Source organism: Collinsella sp. AF16-8, assembly GCF_003462695.1.
GTDB lineage: Bacteria > Actinomycetota > Coriobacteriia > Coriobacteriales > Coriobacteriaceae > Collinsella.
This window is the reverse complement of record NZ_QRXX01000001.1, coordinates 180,642-196,812: the sequence shown is the minus strand read 5'-3', so window position 1 is coordinate 196,812 and position 16,171 is coordinate 180,642. Positions and strand designations below refer to the sequence as shown.

At 62.4% G+C, this 16,171-nt stretch carries 10 protein-coding genes; 5 read left to right on the top strand and 5 right to left on the bottom strand.

Translation table 11 applies throughout. The annotated features are described in order from the left end of the window. Positions 1-270: 270 nt before the first annotated feature. The gene (locus DWW73_RS00800) at positions 271-1,527 is read right to left on the bottom strand and encodes an Nramp family divalent metal transporter (protein WP_117778497.1); all 1,257 of its coding nucleotides are present in this window, start codon (positions 1,525-1,527) and stop codon (positions 271-273) included. 442 nt (positions 1,528-1,969) lie between these two features. On the opposite strand from DWW73_RS00800, the gene gltB reads away from it, so the two are divergent. From gltB to DWW73_RS00775, 5 genes are all read left to right on the top strand, one after another. After that, positions 1,970-6,655 carry a glutamate synthase large subunit gene (gltB, locus tag DWW73_RS00795; RefSeq protein ID WP_117778496.1) on the top strand — a complete coding sequence of 1,562 codons (4,686 nt, stop codon included), beginning with the start codon at positions 1,970-1,972 and terminating at the stop codon, positions 6,653-6,655. 5 nt (positions 6,656-6,660) lie between these two features. Further along, positions 6,661-8,142 carry a glutamate synthase subunit beta gene (locus tag DWW73_RS00790; RefSeq protein WP_117778495.1) on the top strand — a complete coding sequence of 494 codons (1,482 nt, stop codon included), beginning with the start codon at positions 6,661-6,663 and terminating at the stop codon, positions 8,140-8,142. Between the two features lie 424 nt (positions 8,143-8,566). Further along, the gene (locus DWW73_RS00785; RefSeq protein ID WP_117778494.1) at positions 8,567-9,274 is read left to right on the top strand and encodes a hypothetical protein; all 708 of its coding nucleotides are present in this window, start codon (positions 8,567-8,569) and stop codon (positions 9,272-9,274) included. A gap of 277 nt (positions 9,275-9,551) precedes the next feature. Next, the gene (locus tag DWW73_RS00780; RefSeq protein WP_117778493.1) at positions 9,552-10,628 is read left to right on the top strand and encodes a hypothetical protein; all 1,077 of its coding nucleotides are present in this window, start codon (positions 9,552-9,554) and stop codon (positions 10,626-10,628) included. A 295-nt stretch (positions 10,629-10,923) separates the two neighbouring features. Next, entirely contained in the window at positions 10,924-12,294 is a 1,371-nt protein-coding gene (locus tag DWW73_RS00775; protein WP_233509078.1) for an amidohydrolase family protein, read from the top strand. Between the two features lie 133 nt (positions 12,295-12,427). Here the strand turns inward: DWW73_RS00775 and DWW73_RS00770 are convergent, their stop codons facing one another. From DWW73_RS00770 to DWW73_RS00755, 4 genes are all read right to left on the bottom strand, one after another. Further along, on the bottom strand, positions 12,428-12,901 hold the full coding sequence (locus tag DWW73_RS00770; protein ID WP_117778491.1) for a hypothetical protein: 474 nt from the start codon (positions 12,899-12,901) through the stop codon (positions 12,428-12,430). A gap of 112 nt (positions 12,902-13,013) precedes the next feature. Then, complete coding sequence (locus DWW73_RS00765) at positions 13,014-13,286, bottom strand: metal-sensing transcriptional repressor (RefSeq protein WP_117778490.1); 273 nt, start codon at positions 13,284-13,286, stop codon at positions 13,014-13,016. A gap of 48 nt (positions 13,287-13,334) precedes the next feature. After that, complete coding sequence (locus DWW73_RS00760; RefSeq protein ID WP_117778489.1) at positions 13,335-13,556, bottom strand: heavy-metal-associated domain-containing protein; 222 nt, start codon at positions 13,554-13,556, stop codon at positions 13,335-13,337. A 152-nt stretch (positions 13,557-13,708) separates the two neighbouring features. After that, positions 13,709-16,051 (bottom strand): cation-translocating P-type ATPase, encoded by a 2,343-nt coding sequence (locus DWW73_RS00755; RefSeq protein ID WP_117778488.1) that lies wholly within the window; start codon positions 16,049-16,051, stop codon positions 13,709-13,711. Between the last annotated feature and the right edge of the window lie 120 nt (positions 16,052-16,171).

Below are 16,171 nucleotides of genomic sequence, written 5' to 3'. Positions count from 1 at the left end.
CAAGGGTCCCGGTCGGATATCCCGGCCGGGACCCTTTTCCTCCGCCCCCAAGGGATCACGGTTGCTGTTGGCCGATCCTGTCTGTTGTGAGTCCGGCCGACCTTTTGTCTCAATCTGTAACATCTAACGGTGGAAATTGGGCCCACTTGTTACATATCGAGACAAACCAAAACCGTCCGGCAGAAGATCTCGATCTGTAACATCTAGACATCAAAAGCGGGTCTAGATGTTACAGATCGAGACGTTTGCCTGGGTAGGTGCCCCGCCCCATTACATCCCTGTCAACAACACGACATCGAGAATCGTCACGATGGCACCGATCCCTACGAGCAGCGCGTTGAGCGGGCGCGAGTTGGCGTATTTGCCCATGACGCGGGGCGAACTGGTGAGTCGTATGAGCACAAAGACCGTAATCGGCAGCTGAAGCGACAGCAGTGCCTGACTCCAAATGAGACCCTCAAAAGGATTCGGAACGACCAGGCACGCCGCCACTGCGCCGGCAAAACAGGCCGCCACCCCGACCGAGGAATGTCGGTCGTGGATGTCGTATTCCTCGTCGAACATGCCCGCAGTGATGGTTCCCGCCGCCATGCCCGCTGTCACGCTGCTCGATAATCCCGCGAACAGCAGCGCTACCGCAAAGATGGCCGAGCTCGCCGGGCCCAAGATGGGGGAGAGCGTGGCCGCTGCGACGGCGAGGTCGTCTACGACAATGCCGTGCGCAAAGAAGGTCGTTGCGGCCAGGATGACCATGGCCGAGTTGATTGCCCAGCCCACGCCCATCGAAAAGAGCGTGTCGAAGAGCTCGTAGTGCAGACGTTCTTCGATAACTTGCTCGCCTTGGCCTTCGAAGTGCATGGATTGGATGACCTCGGAGTGCAGAAAAAGGTTGTGTGGCATAACGACCGCACCCAGGACACTCACGATAATCGTTGCCGAGTCGGCAGGCATGCTGGGGATGATCCAGCTTGCGGTTGCTTGCGGCCAGTCGACTTTGACCAGCGCGAGCTCTGCTAAAAACGAGAGTCCCACCACACCCACGAAGGCGATGATCCAGCGTTCGGCGCGCTTGTAGGAGCTCGTCATGAGCATCGCCATCGATACTGCCGCCACGATGACGCAGCCCGCGCGCACGGGCAGCCCAAAGAGCATTTGAAGGGCAATCGCGCCGCCCAGGACTTCGGCCATGGCGGTGGCGATGGTCGCGAGATGGGCACTGGCGAGCACCGTACGCCCGACGAAGCGGGGGAGGTAACGTGTCGTGGCCTCGGCAAGGCAGGCGCCCGTGGCGATACCCAGGTGCGCCGCGTTGTGCTGCAGCACGATGAGCATAATCGTGGACAGCGTGACGATCCACAGCAGCGCGTAGCCAAACTGCGAGCCCGCGGCCATATTGGAGGCCCAGTTGCCCGGGTCGATAAAGCCGACGGTCACGAGCAGCCCGGGGCCGATATGCCGCGCAATGTCTAGGCCTCCGTGACCACCGGTGCGTCGGGAGCCAAAGTGTTGTTTGAGATGGTTGAGCATGGTGCGCTCCTGTGTGCCGTTTGCTTGACGCCGCAAAGGATACCCGTTTTAAGCTTAAAAGTTAACCAAGACTAACAAAATTGTTGTATTTGAATGGGATGGTGAAAGGGGGCTGCCGAAATGTCTCGATCTGTAACAGTTTGCCGCCAAAACCGACCCTTCGTGTTACAGATCGAGACAAACCAAAACCGTCCCGCAGAAAATCTCAATCTGTAACATCTAGGCGCCAAAATCGGTTCCTCCTGTTACAGATTGAGATGTTTGAAGTGGTGAGCTAACAGGCCGAACTTGGGGCCTATGTTGTCGCCCTTGAGGTCGGCGGTGTCCACTCGTAGGGCGTGCGTTACGCGATTGTTTCGAAACGGGTGGGAAACACAACGGGCCGGCGATGCTCCTAGTATGCCTATTCAACTGACTGTCTAATATCTAGGGGAGGATCGCGATGCAGGCAGATTCCGCTCAGCAGCAGGGCCTTTATCGCCCCGAATTCGACCATGATGCATGTGGCATCGGCGCGCTTGCCGATATCAACGGTGAGCGCCATCACCAGATTCTGGACGATGCGCTGTCCATTCTGGTCAACTTGGAGCACCGCGGTGGCACGGGACTCGAGAAGAACACCGGCGACGGCGCTGGCATCCTGTTCCAGGTTCCGCATCACTTTTTCCGTAAAGAGGCTCAAAAGTGCGGCCAGATTCTGCCGGCAGAGGGCGACTATGGCGTGGCCATGCTGTTCTTCCCGCAGGACGACAAGGGCGTAGAGGATGCCCGCCGCGTGTTTGAGGAGGGCTGCGCCGAGGCCGGCGTGCCGCTGCTCTTTTGGCGCGAGGTGCCGGTCGATCCGCACGACCTGGGCGAGACGGCTCGCGCCTGCATGCCTACTATCCTGCAGGCCTTCCTGGGCCGTCCGGACGACACGCCGGCGGGCGACGCCTTCGAGCGCCGTCTGTACGTGTGCCGCCGCACCATCGAAAAGAAGGCCGACGCCGAGTTTGCCCTGCGCGACAAGATCTTCTACGTGTGCTCTATGAGCTCGCGCACCATCGTGTACAAGGGCATGCTCGTCGCCACGCAGATGCGCCGCTTCTTCATCGATCTCAACGACGCCGCCGTCAAAACGGCCGTGGCGCTCGTCCACTCGCGCTACTCCACCAACACCACGCCCAGTTGGGAGCGTGCGCACCCCAACCGCTTTATCATCCACAACGGCGAGATCAACACCCTCAAGGGCAACGTCAACTGGATTCGCGCCCGCGAGCCCAATCTGTACAGCCCCGTGCTGCAGCACGATCTTGAGCGTGTGATGCCCATCATCAACCGCGAGGGCTCCGACTCCGCGATTCTGGACAATGTGCTCGAGTTCTTGGTCATGAACGGTCGCCCGCTCACGCGTGCCGCGTCCATGCTGCTGCCCGAGCCGTGGGACCACAACGACAATCTGAGCGAAGAACGCCGCGCCTACGACGCCTACCAGTCCATGCTCATGGAGCCCTGGGACGGCCCTGCCGCCATCGCCTTTACCGACGGTCGCACCCTGGGTGCCGCCCTCGACCGTAACGGCCTGCGTCCCGCCCGCTACTATGTGACGCGCGACGGTCGCTTTATGCTGGCAAGCGAGGTGGGCACCATCGAGGTGAGCCCCGAGAACATCCTGACGAGCGGCTGTCTGGGGCCGGGCCAGATGCTCGAGGTCGATTTTGCCCGCGGCCGCGTGATCTACAACGACGAGCTGCGCGCCCGCTATGCCAAGGAAAAGCCCTACCGTGATTGGATCGCCGAGGAGACGCTGACGGTCGACGCGCTCGACAAGCCCGCCGCGCCCGCGCCCGCCGAGGACGCCGAGGTGCCTGCCGCCGTGCGCATGGCCAAGCTCGGCTATCACTGGGATGACGTCGACGAGGTCGTGCGCCCCATGGCCCGGCAGGGCAAGGCCCCGCTCGCCTCGATGGGCATCGACGCCCCTCTGGCCTGCTTGTCCAAGAAGACGCGTTCGTTCTTTGATTACTTCTATCAGCTGTTCGCCCAGGTCACGAATCCTCCGATCGATGCCCTGCGCGAGCACATGGTGACTTCGACCACGCTCTACCTGGGCAACCACGGCAACCTGCTCGAGGATTCCCGCACGGCCTGTCAACTGGTGCGCTTGGAGCGCCCACTGCTGAGCGAGGAGGAGTTCGACCGCATTTGCGCCATCGACCGCGTGGGCTTTAAGACCCGCCGCTTCCGTGCCGTGTACCGCCGCGATGCCGGCGAGGGCGCGCTGCAGGCTGCGCTCAAGCAGCTTGCAGAGGACGTTGAAGCTGCGGTCCGCGACGGCGTGAACATCGTGGTGTTGAGCGATCGTGCCGCTGCGGGCGAGGCGCCCGTGCCGTCGCTGCTCGCCGTGGGCTGCGTGCACAATCACCTGATCCGCGCCGGTGTGCGTACCTTTGCCGACATCGTGGTGGAGTGCGGCGACGCCGTGTCCCCGCACGACTTTGCGGCACTGGTGGGCTACTCCGCGAGCGGCATCTATCCGTACAACGCACATGCGTGCATCCGCGATCTGGCGGCACGCGGCGACCTGGAAGTGACGGCCGAGCAGGGCATCGCCAACTACAACAAGGCTGCGACCGCCGGCATCGTCTCCATCATGTCCAAGATGGGCATCTCCACGGTGCAGAGCTACCATTCGGCGCAGATCTTCGAGGCCGTGGGCTTTACGCCGGAGTTCGTCAACGCGTATTTCGCCGGCACGGTGAGCCGTGTGGGCGGTATGGGTGTCGAGGACGTCGAGCGCGAGCAAAACGAGCGCTACGACGCCGCGCTCGCTATCCTTAAGAGCCCGGCTCCCGATCAGCTGCCCACGTTGGGTCTGACCAAGTGGCGCCCGATCGGCGGCGAGGATCACCTGATCGACCCTCAGACTGTCTACTTGCTGCAGACCGCCTGCCGTGAGGACAGCTACGACACCTTTAAGGAGTACAGCGCCCGTCTGCACCGTACCGGCCGTGCCGTGCGCCTGCGCGACTTGCTCGACTTTGATGCCAGCGGCCGCACGCCGGTTTCGCTCGACGAGGTCGAGCCCGCGCTCAACATCGTCCGCCGCTTTAACACCGGCGCCATGTCGTACGGCTCCATCAGCAAAGAGGCGCACGAGTGCATGGCTATCGCTATGAACCGCCTGCACGGACGCTCCAACTCGGGCGAGGGCGGCGAGGACCCGCGTCGCGAGACCCCGCTGGCTAACGGTGATTCCAAGAACTCCGCGATCAAGCAGGTGGCAAGTGCGCGCTTTGGCGTGACGAGCCGCTACCTGTGCAGCGCCTTCGAGATTCAGATCAAGATGGCCCAGGGCGCCAAGCCCGGCGAGGGTGGCCACCTGCCCGGCAAGAAGGTCTACCCCTGGATTGCCGAGGTCCGTCAGTCCACGCCCGGCATCGGCCTGATCTCGCCTCCACCGCATCACGACATCTACTCCATCGAAGACCTGGCCGAGCTCATCTTTGACCTTAAGAACGCCAATCCTGGCGCGCGCGTGTCGGTCAAGCTGGTCAGCGAGGCCGGCGTCGGCACCATCGCCACCGGTGTGGCCAAGGGCGCTGCCGACAAGATCTTGATCAGCGGTCACAATGGCGGCTCGGGTGCCGCTGCTCGCGATTCGATCTGGCACGCCGGTCTGCCGCTGGAGCTTGGCCTTGCCGAGGCTCAACAGACGCTGCTGCAAAACGGCCTGCGCTCGCGCGTGGTGCTCGAGGCCGACGGCAAGCTCATGGACGGTACCGATGTCGCCGTTGCCTGCCTGCTGGGCGCCGAGGAGTTTGGCTTTGCGACCATGCCGCTCATCTCGATGGGCTGCCTCATGCAGCGCGACTGCCAGCAGGATACCTGCCCCGCCGGCATCGCCACGCAAAACTGCCGCTTGCGTCGCGGCTTCCGCGGCAAGCCCGAGCACGTCGAGCACTTTATGCTCTTTGTTGCCGAGCAACTGCGCGAGGTCATGGCGAGCCTGGGCTTCCGCACCGTCGACGAGATGGTCGGCCATCCCGAGTGCTTGCGCCAGATCGAGGTCCCGGGCAACCGCAAGGCTAACCTGCTCGATCTGACGCCCGTGCTGGCAAGCGCGACCTGCGAGTTCGGTGCCCACATCCCGGGTGCCGACGGCCGTCACTTCCTGCCCCAGATGGCCGCGGACAGCGAGCTCGACAAGACGCTCGATTCCACGCTGTTTGTGCCCTACACGGCCGACGCCCGCGCGCACCTGCGCCCGATTCGCTTCCGCGCCGATATCGCCAACGTCAACCGTTGCGTGGGCACCATCCTGGGCAACGCGGTGACCAAGGCGCATCCCGAGGGCTTGCCCGCCGGCTCCATCACCATCGATTGCGATGGTTCGGCTGGTCAGAGCTTTGGTGCCTTCCTGCCGCGTGGCATTACGCTCAACGTGTGCGGCGACGCCAACGATTACTTTGGCAAGGGCCTTTCGGGCGGCGAGGTGTCGGTGCGCCCCAACCCGCATGCGACCTACAAGTTCGACGAGAACATCATCGTGGGCAACGTTGCGTTCTTTGGTGCCACGAGCGGCCGCGGCTTCATTAACGGCCTGGCCGGCCAGCGCTTTGGCGTACGCAACTCCGGTGCCACCGTGGTGGTCGAGGGCTGCGGCAACCATGGCTGCGAGTACATGACGGGCGGTCTGGCGCTCATCCTGGGCGAGGTCGGGCAGAACTTCGCCGCCGGCATGACAGGTGGCGTGGCCTATGTCTTTGACCAGTACGGCACGCTCGATGCCCGTGTGAACCACGAGAGCGTTGAGCTCAAGGCCCCGACGGCCGGCGAGCTGGCGCAGATTCGCGCACTCATCCAGGAGCACGTGGATGCGACGCAGAGCCCGCGCGGCATTAAGCTGCTCTACAGCTTTGAGACGATGAGCAAGCACTTTGTGAAGGTCATTCCGACCGAGTACGAACGCGTGCTGGCGATTGTCGCCGCGGGCGAGGCCGTGGGCAAGACGCATGCGCAGGCCGAGGAGCTGGCGTTTGACATCGTGACCGGCCGCGCGAGCGCCGCGGATGTCGCTCGCTTCGATGTCACGGGCGCTGCGTCCGTGGCTGCCAGCTCTGTTGCTTCGACCAAGAAGGAGGCGTAAGTGCCATGGGTAAGCCCGGTGCTTTTCTTGATATCGATCGCGTGACCCACGAGCTGCGTCCCGTGGAGGAGCGCAGCCATGATTTTGATCCGCTGTACGTGGAACTCGACGACGACGCACGTCGCGCCCAGGCGAGCCGCTGCATGATGTGCGGCGTGGCGTTTTGCCAGATGGGCGCGAGCTTTGGCAAGGCACGCCCGAGTGGCTGCCCGCTGCACAACCTGATTCCCGAGTGGAATGAGCTGGTGTACCGCGGCCGCTGGGACGAGGCTGCCGAGCGTCTGTCGCTCACCTCGCCCATGCCCGAGTTCACGAGTCGTGTGTGCCCGGCGCTGTGCGAGGCCGCGTGCAACCTGGGTTCGGTCGATGGCCAGCCCACGACGATCCATGACAACGAACGTGCGATCAGCGACCACGAATGGGCAAATGGCGGTCCGCGTCGCTTTGAGCCGGCGGGGGAGGACGCGCCCTCGGTCGCCGTGGTTGGTTCTGGCCCGGCTGGCCTGGTGGCTGCGTGGGAGCTCGCGCGTCGCGGTGCCCGCGTGACGGTGTTTGAGCGTGACGACCGCCCGGGCGGCCTGCTCATGTACGGCATTCCCAACATGAAGCTCGAGAAGTCCGTGGTCGAGCGTCGCGTGGCGCTCATGCGCGAGCTGGGTATCGTCTTTGAGCTGAGCGCCGATGTGACGGACCCTGCGGTGGCAGCCAAGCTCAATGGCTTTGACGCCGTTGTGGTGGCTGCTGGTGCTCGTGCGCCCCGCGGTCTTTCGGCTACGAATGTGGATGCCCCGGGCGTGGTGTATGCCGTGGACTACCTGACGGCTTCGACCGTCTCGGTGCTCGATGGCGGTGAGCCTGCTATTGACGCACGCGGCCTGGACGTCGTGGTCATTGGCGGTGGCGATACCGGCAACGACTGCGTGGGTACCGCGGTGCGTCAGGGCGCGCGCAGCGTGCGCCAGTTTGAGTTCTTGCCGGCTGCGCCCGATAAGCGCGCGGCAGGCAACCCCTGGCCGCAGTGGCCCAACGTGAAGAAGACCGATTACGGCCAGCAGGAGGCTATCGCTGCGATGGGTGGCGAGATGCGTGCCTGGGCCGTGGATACACTCGAGGTGCTGCTGGACAAGAAGGGTGCGGCTGCGGGTCTGCGCGTGGTCGATCTGGACTGGTCGGCGGGAAAGCCCGAGCGCATCGCGGGCTCTGAGCACGAGGTGCCAGCGCAGCTGGTGCTCATCGCCTGCGGCTTTACGGGTCCGGAGTACGGTGTGTTCGATGCGGTGAGCGTGCCTGTTGCCACCGCTGGTCGTCCGCTGCCGGTGATGGCTGCCGAGGGCTCGCATCTCGCGGCTCGCACGGAGGGCGTCGCCGCGGATGCCGCGCCGGTGTATGTGGCGGGTGATGCCCGCAACGGCAGCTCGCTCGTGGTGAGTGCCATGGCCGATGCCCTGGCCTGCGCAGCCGAAGTCGCCGAGGCACTGGAACTGTAAAGTAGTCACGGAGATATTCAACAATCGAATCGGCAAGGGCTGTCCCTAACTGCCGGCACAAAAGGAACGTCCCTAAGTGCCGACAGTTAGGGACGTTCCTTTTGTGCCGGCATTCGGGGACACTCCTTGCGGATTTGCGAGCAGTTTGCGCGTTTGTCGACGTAAGGATGTTCATTTGTCGACTTCTTGGGCTGTGGTCACCTGTTGTTTCTGTGGTGGCTGCAGGCATCTGGCTCAAAAGGGCGGGTTGGCCGTCTATGTTTGCCTGCGGTTTTGTTGCGGTGCGCATTTTCGGTCAAGCTTTTCGTCAAGTGTTTGGTCAGCATCTGGTTTGCAGTCGGAGGCCTATTTTGTCCGCGCTGGTCGTGGCTGCCCACCCTCCTCGTAAGCTCAAATTGAGGTCCATCAGTTTGAGGAGGATGCCATGACTGACCACGCTTTTGACCGAGCAGAGCTGGCTGAAGCCGTCGGCAACGATATTGCCGACATGGCCCATTTTTGGATGCTGCGGAAGTTCCAGTTTTTGGAGCCGGCGCGCGAACAGTTCGAGATCATTGTCGACCCGTGGCTCAGCTATTGCACCGAGCCTTCTCAAAACGAAATCATGGCCTACAACATGGCGTTTACCGATTGGCTGCTCTTCGAGCGCCTCTATCGCCATGGCAAAACGCTGCTCGAGCTATATGTTGACGAGCCGCCGGCATCGCTTTCGCCTGCCTCGCTCAAGCGGCTCGAGCGGGTACGCGACACGCAGTATTTCTCGCGCTTTGGCATTTTGGACAAGGATCCTGCGTCCGGCATGGTCGTGCTGAAGGACACGCGCACCGATCATCGCTTTGATGTCTACGATCCGCATATCGTGCAGAAGGAGCACTGGAGTGACGGCGCGATTGCGGTGCGCCTCGCCTGCGTCGACGATGTCTGGCTTACGGCGGGACAGCTCTACCTGTATGACATCGCGCGGCTGAGCGATACGGCGGTCGATGGGCCGGGTGCGGTGCATCCGGAGGACCTGCAGGACGGCTTTGACACCTCGTGCATCAGCTTCTTCTTGCGTCTGGTCCGCGACATCATGGGCGCCCAGGGGCGGTACGTAAAGTCGCTCAATATCTACGAGCAGGAGTGGGAGTAGGGGATGGGTAGTTGTCGCCTGCCTTGCCTTCTGCCCTTTTGTCTCGATCTGTAACGTTTGGGGACAAAAACCAGTCTATCTGTTACAGATCGAGACGAATGCTTGGGCGCCGCTGGTTTGTCTAAATCTGTAACGTTTAGGGGCCTGGAGAACGTCTTACTGGTACAGATCGAGACGTTTGGCACCTGGCTGGGGGGGATGTCTCAATCTGTAACATCTACAGTCCAAAAATCGGTCTTCCTGTTACAGATCAAGACATTTATCAACGGAGGCAACGGTGACGATGGTCCATTTGTCCGATGTGGTGGTGATGGAAGTGCCTAATACCGTTCTCAAACACAAACATACGACTCGCAACACGTTGGCGCGGAATAGGATGCTCGCGCGACTCACGGAGGCGACCGAGCAAGGTGCGCTGCTCGCAACGCATGACAATGCCGAGCTCATGTGGCTGCGGCGTCATGTTGGAACCGACGATATCGCGGAACCCGAGCCGTATTTGTTCTGCTTTCAACATGATTGGGATGCGCTGACGCCGACGGAGCGAGCGCTGCGGGCCATCAAAGGGCTTGCGGAGTTTCATCCCGATTGGGCGTTTTGGGGCTATGACGCGGCACTTTTGTGGGGTCTGGAGGTGCCGAATGATCTGCTTGGGCCACGATATCTTGTTAAGACAGGTTGCTCGGTGACGTTGAGCGGCGGGTGCAGGTTGTTGCGTCCGCAGATGGCGGGCGCACTCGAGCATGTTGATGGCGTGCGGGTGACGTCGTTTTGGCGCACGGTGGAGGATTGTCTACTGCGTGCGCCGTTCTCCTACGGGTTGGCGATTGCCGATTCTGCACTGCGGGCGAAAGGCGTATCACGTGGGGATTTGTGCGAGCGCCTCCGCGCCGATTGCGAGGGCAGGCGAGGGTATCGCAGGGCACAGGTGATTGCGTCGTATGCGGACGGGCTGTCTGAAAACGGCGGCGAGTCTCGGTTCCGAGCATTCTTTATTGCGTACGGCTTTCCGGTTCCGGAGCTGCAGGTGGAGTTTCGCGACCCGCTCGATCCGAGCCAGGTGTTTCGCGTCGACTATTTTTGGCGGCTCGAGGACGGGACGTGTGTCATCGGCGAGCTCGACGGAAAGGGGAAGTACACCTTGCAGAGCGGCGAGGGTCGGGAGTCGGTTGACCCATTCGTGGCAGAGCGTCAGCGGGAATCTCATCTGACAATGCTCGGGCATAAGGTGCTTCGGTTTACGTTTAATGAACTCAAAGGCCCGGGGAAGCTAGTCGAGAAAATGAGGCTGGCGGGTATTCCTCGGCAGGTTGAATTGGCTGAGGAGTGGAGATGCCAGTGGTATGGGCGCTGAGAGGTTTTGTCTCGATCTGTAACGTTTAGAGGTTGTTTGAGCTCGTAATTGTTACAGATCGAGACAAGCCGGTGAAACGTCGACCGAATGTCTCGATCTGTAACATCAGGGGGCCCAATAACCCTGTACCTGTTATAGATCGAGACATTTCCCTGGTGTCGTTGGGGTGGGGCTGCAGCGTATTCCGTCTCCCACATCCCCTCTTCCTTCCATTAACCGATATGTTTGACTTTAGTTCGCTGCATTAGGTGATAATGGACAAATGTTCAAATTAATCGTGAGGGAGGAGCTCGATATGGCATCTGCCGATCGTTCCACGTTGTTTATCAATGCGACCATTCTGGATGGTTCGGAACATATGGAGCCGCAACCCGATATGGCCGTGACTGTTGAGCGCGGCGTCATCACTTGGATGGGGCCGAGTGCTGTGGCACAGGCGCCTGCAGGTGCCGAGGTTATCGACCTGGGTGGTGCGTATCTCATGCCCGGTCTCATCAATATGCACGTGCACCTGTGCGGCTCGGGCAAGCCTGTCTCGGCCGGCGATGCGGGAGCGCTGATGAAGAAACTCGATAATCCCGTGGGCCGTGCCATCGTCCGCCGCATCCTCAAGGGCAGTGCCCAGCAGCAGCTGGCAAGCGGCGTGACCACAGTGCGCGGCGCGGGCGACCCGCTGTTTGCCGACATTGCCGTGCGCGACGCTATCGACGCCGGCAAGTATCAGGGTCCGCGCCTGGTAGCGCCGGGAACGGGCGTCACGGTGCCGGGCGGCCATGGCGCGGGCTTGTTCGCCCAGGTGGCCAACAGCCCCGTCGAGGCAGCCGAGCAGGTGCGAGACCTGTATGCGCGCGGCGCCGACGTCATTAAGCTGTTCGTAACGGGCGGTGTGTTCGATGCGACCGAGGTGGGCGAGCCGGGCGTGGTGCGTATGCCGGTGGAGGTTGCCGCGGCGGCGTGCAAGGCGGCGCACGAGGTGGGCCTGCCGGTTATGGCTCATGTCGAGAGCACCGAGGGCGTGAAGGCCGCGCTTGAGGCCGGGGTCGACACGATCGAGCACGGTGCCCCGATGACGCCCGAGATCCTGGAGCTGTACCGTGGCGCCGCGGGCACGCAGCTCGAGGTACGTGCGCCCAGCGTTACCTGCACTATCAGCCCGGCGCTGCCGTTTGTGTTGCTCGATCCGGAAAAGACCCATTCGACCGATACGCAAAAGAAGAACGGCGACATCGTGTGCTCGGGCATTATTGAGAGTGCTCGTGCGGCGCTGGATGCCGGCGTTAAGGTGGGCTTGGGCACGGACTCAAGCTGCCCGTTCGTGACGCAGTACGACATGTGGCGTGAGGTGGCCTATTTTGCCAAGTATGTCGGCGTGAGCAACGCCTTTGCGCTGCATACGGCTACGCAGGTCAATGCCGAGCTCCTGGGGCTGGGCGGCGAGACCGGTGCGATCGAGTGCGGCAAGGCCGCCGATATCCTGGTGACGCGCAAGAATCCGCTCGATGACCTGTGCGCTCTGCGTGAGCCGATACATGTGATGTGTCGCGGTGATCTGGTACGCAAGCTCAAGGTAAAGCGTATTCCCGAGGTGGACGCCGAGCTCGACGCGATTATGGCCATGCCGGCCGAGGCGCTGGCCGAGGAGCTCGCCCGCGACGGTGTGGCATAGGTGTGACAAAGGTGTAGCTCCGTTGCCGCATGTAAAAAGCCGAGGTCTCAACACGAGGCCTCGGCTTTTTTATCGAACAAATACTTAAGATTTGGGACAAACAAACCTGATTAATTTGTCCCGCGTGCGGGCGTTAGGAGCGGGTTTCCATCTTGGCGTGGCACTTGGGGCAGGTGACGCGGATCTTGCCCTTGCCCTTGGGGACGGAGAGCATCTGGCCGCAGTTGGGGCACTTGAGGTACGCCGTGGTCTTGCGGCCCTTCCACATCTTCTTGGCCGTTCGCTTGGCGCGCTCAAAGTCTTCCTTGCTGGTGCCGGCCGCGCGCGAGGCGTTGGCAGCTGCGGCGCCGCCGCCCAAGCTGGCGACGAACTTGCCTAGGCCGGGGACGTTTGCGGTCGCCGTCACAAAGGCATCGTTCTCCTTGCGGCGCGCGTCGATGTTTTTGGACAGGCCGCGCAGCACGCCCAACACGATCACGGCGATGGCGATCCAGCTGAGCCACTGGATACGGGCCATCGATCCGATCATCGCGATGACGATTCCGGCAAAGCCCATCACGATGGTGAGCTCATCGGCGCCGTTGCGACCCTTCATAAAGTCATTCATGCATACTGCCTTTCATTCGATATGCTGCACGCCTTTATACCCGATTTAGAGCAAGGGGGACAAGTTCATCTGCACCAATGTGGTGCAAACGTACCTGTCCCCATTGCACCAATTACTTGGCGAGTTTGTCGACGACGCATTCGATCTCGGCGAGCTTGGCGGCTTTGAGCTCCTCGTCGCCCGATTCGATGGCCGAGGCGACGCAGCCCTCAATGTGGGCCTTGAGCACGTCGGCGTTAATGCGCGCGAGGAGCGCCTGCGTTGCCATGAGCTGCGTGGAAATATCGACGCAGTAGCGGTCCTCCTCGACCATCCGCAGGATGCCGTCGATCTGACCGCGTGCCGTCTTGAGCATGCGGGTCACCGATTTATGGTCTGCCATCATGGCGGGTCCTCGTTTCTGGTCGATGGGGTCGAATGTCTCTGGTAGCTGCTACGCGGCGGTTACGGACAGGGCGTGGAACTTCTCGCCGGCGCCCTCGACGGCGGCAGCAAGCTGCTCGGCGGTCACGGTGTCGGCGCACTCCACCTGTACGGTCTGAGTCTCGTGATCGGCATCGGCGTCGGTCACGCCGGCAACGTTGAGCAGTGCCGTCTCGACAGTAGCGTCGCAGTGGCCGCACATAAGGCCCGAGGTTTTGATCGTGTAGTTCATGGTTGTACTCCTTATCGATTGAGGTTTTCTGACAGTTTAGTCGTGAACAGAGTCATCTTAAAGGTGCGCTGAGGTGCCCGAGATTGCCCCGAAAGAGGAGCGAAGCGTACTTGGGTACGCGAGCGACGGTTTGAGGGGCAAGGTCGGGTGCCTCAGCGTGCCGTCTTGGGCTTAAAGGTTCGTAGGCGCAAAGCGTTGGAAACAACACACGCGCTCGACAGGCTCATGGCTGCGGCGCCAAACATCGGCGAGAGCTGCCATCCGGTGAGCGAGAAGAACACGCCCGCCGCCAGCGGAATGCCGATGCCGTTGTAGAACAGTGCCCAGAACAGGTCCTGCTTGATGTTGCGGATCGTGGCGCGCGACAGCTCGATGGCGCGGGCGACGTCCATGAGGTCGCTGCGCATGAGTACCACGTCGGCGCCCTCCTTGGCGATGTCGGCGCCGGTGCCGATGGCAAGACCAACGTCGGCGCGCGCCAGGGCGGGGGAGTCGTTGATGCCGTCGCCCACCATGGCGACCTTGCCGCCCGCATCCTGCAGTTCGCGCACGTGGCGTTCCTTGTCGGCGGGGAGGACGTCGGCGATGACCTGCTCGCTGCTCAGCCCCACGCGGCGGGCGATGGCCTCGGCCGTCACGCGGTTGTCGCCGGTGAGCATGCGCACGTCGACGCCAAGCGAGCGCAGCGCGGCAATGGCAGCAGCACTCGTCTCCTTGGTCTCGTCGGCCACGGCAATGGTGCCGACAAGCTCACCGTTCTTGGCAAAGAACAGCGGCGTTTTGCCCTCGGTGGCAAATTGCTCGGCAAGGTCCGTAGGCACGGCAGCGCCCAACTCGCCCATGAAGCGCACGTTGCCGGCTGCGATGACATTCTGCCCCTCGCGCGCCGTAACGCCTCGTCCAGGCACGGCGGCAAAGTCCTCGACCATGCGTGCGACGATTCCGCGCGCCTCGCACTCGGCCATAATCGCCTCTGCCAGCGGGTGCTCGCTCGAGCGCTCCAGCGCGGCGGCCAGCTTGAGCAGCGCCTTTTCGCTCATGGCGGGCGAGCCGTCGGCGCGCGCGGCAACCACAATGTCGGTCACGGCCGGCTTGCCGCGGGTGACGGTGCCCGTCTTGTCGAGCACCACGGTGCCCACGCTGCGCAGATTCTCCAGCGCCTCGGCGCTCTTGAACAGGATGCCCATTTCGGCGCCCTTGCCGGTGCCCACCATAATGGCGACGGGGGTGGCCAGGCCCAGCGCGCACGGACAACTGATCACTAGCACGGCGACGGCGGAGGTAAGCGCCTCGTTGATGCTGCCGGTCAGTGCCATCCACACCGCAAAGGTCACGGCCGAGATCACAAACACCACGGGCACAAACACACCGGCGACCTTATCGGCCAGGCGGGCGATGGGCGCCTTGGTGGCATTGGCGTCCTCGACGAGCTGGATGATCTTGGCAAGCGACGTGTCGGCGCCCACGCGTGTGGCGCGGAAGGTAAACGAGCCGGTGCGGTTGACGGTGGCGGCGTTGACGGTATCGCCGACGGTTTTCTCCACGGGGATGGACTCGCCGGTGAGCGCGCTCTCGTCTACGGCGGAGGCGCCCTCGAGCACCACGCCGTCGACGGGGATGGACTCGCCGGGGCGCACGCGCAGAACCTGGCCGGGAAGGATGCTGTCGACGTCGACGGTGGTCTCGCTGCCGTCCTCTGCCACGACGGTCGCGGTCTTGGGCGCTAGGTCGATCAACGCCTCGATGGCGCCGCCAGTTTTGGACTTGCTGCGCGTCTCGAGGTATTTGCCCACGGTGACGAGCGACAGGATCGTGCCGGCGCTCTCAAAATAGAGATTGTCCATGCTCGTCATCATGGCCTCGTGCACCTGACCTGTGGCCAGCTGGTCGGCCATGATAAACATGGCATAGAGCGACCAGGCGATCGACGCGGTGGCGCCTACGGCGATGAGCGCGTCCATGGTGGGCGCGCCGTGCGCGAGCGATTTAAATCCGTTGATAAAGTACGCGTCGTTGACGTAGACGATGGGGATGAGCAGGACGAGCTCGGTGAGGGCGAGCGTCATGCTGTGGGTATGGTCGGTGAAAATGCCGGGCAGCGGCCAACCGAGCATGTGCCCCATGCCTATGTAGAACAGCGGAATGAGGAAGGCAATCGAGACGATGAGGCGGGTGCGCATGGCAGAGGCGGCGGCCTCCAGCTTTTTGGTCGGCGACTCCATATGGGCGGCGCCGGACCTGGCTTGCACGCTGCCGTTTGAGCCAGCGGCGCCGGTGCCCGCATCGACGGGCGAGGCCGAGTAGCCCGCGCGGTCGACGGCGGTGCAGATATCCTCGGGGGAGACCTGCGCGGGGTCATAGTCGACCATCATGGAACTAGCGAGTAGGTTGACCGCGACGCTTTGGACGCCGTCGAGTTTGCTTACGGCGCGGTCCACGTGCGCCTGGCAGGCGGCGCATGTCATGCCGCCCACGTCGAACTTATCTTGAGCCATGGCTTCTCCTTTCCGTGGTTCGGTGTTGGAATTGTTAACCTGCCGATACTATACACCCATACCCCCTGGGGGTGTCCAGCACAGAAAGAAATGTATGACATTTCGATACAGATGAGGGTG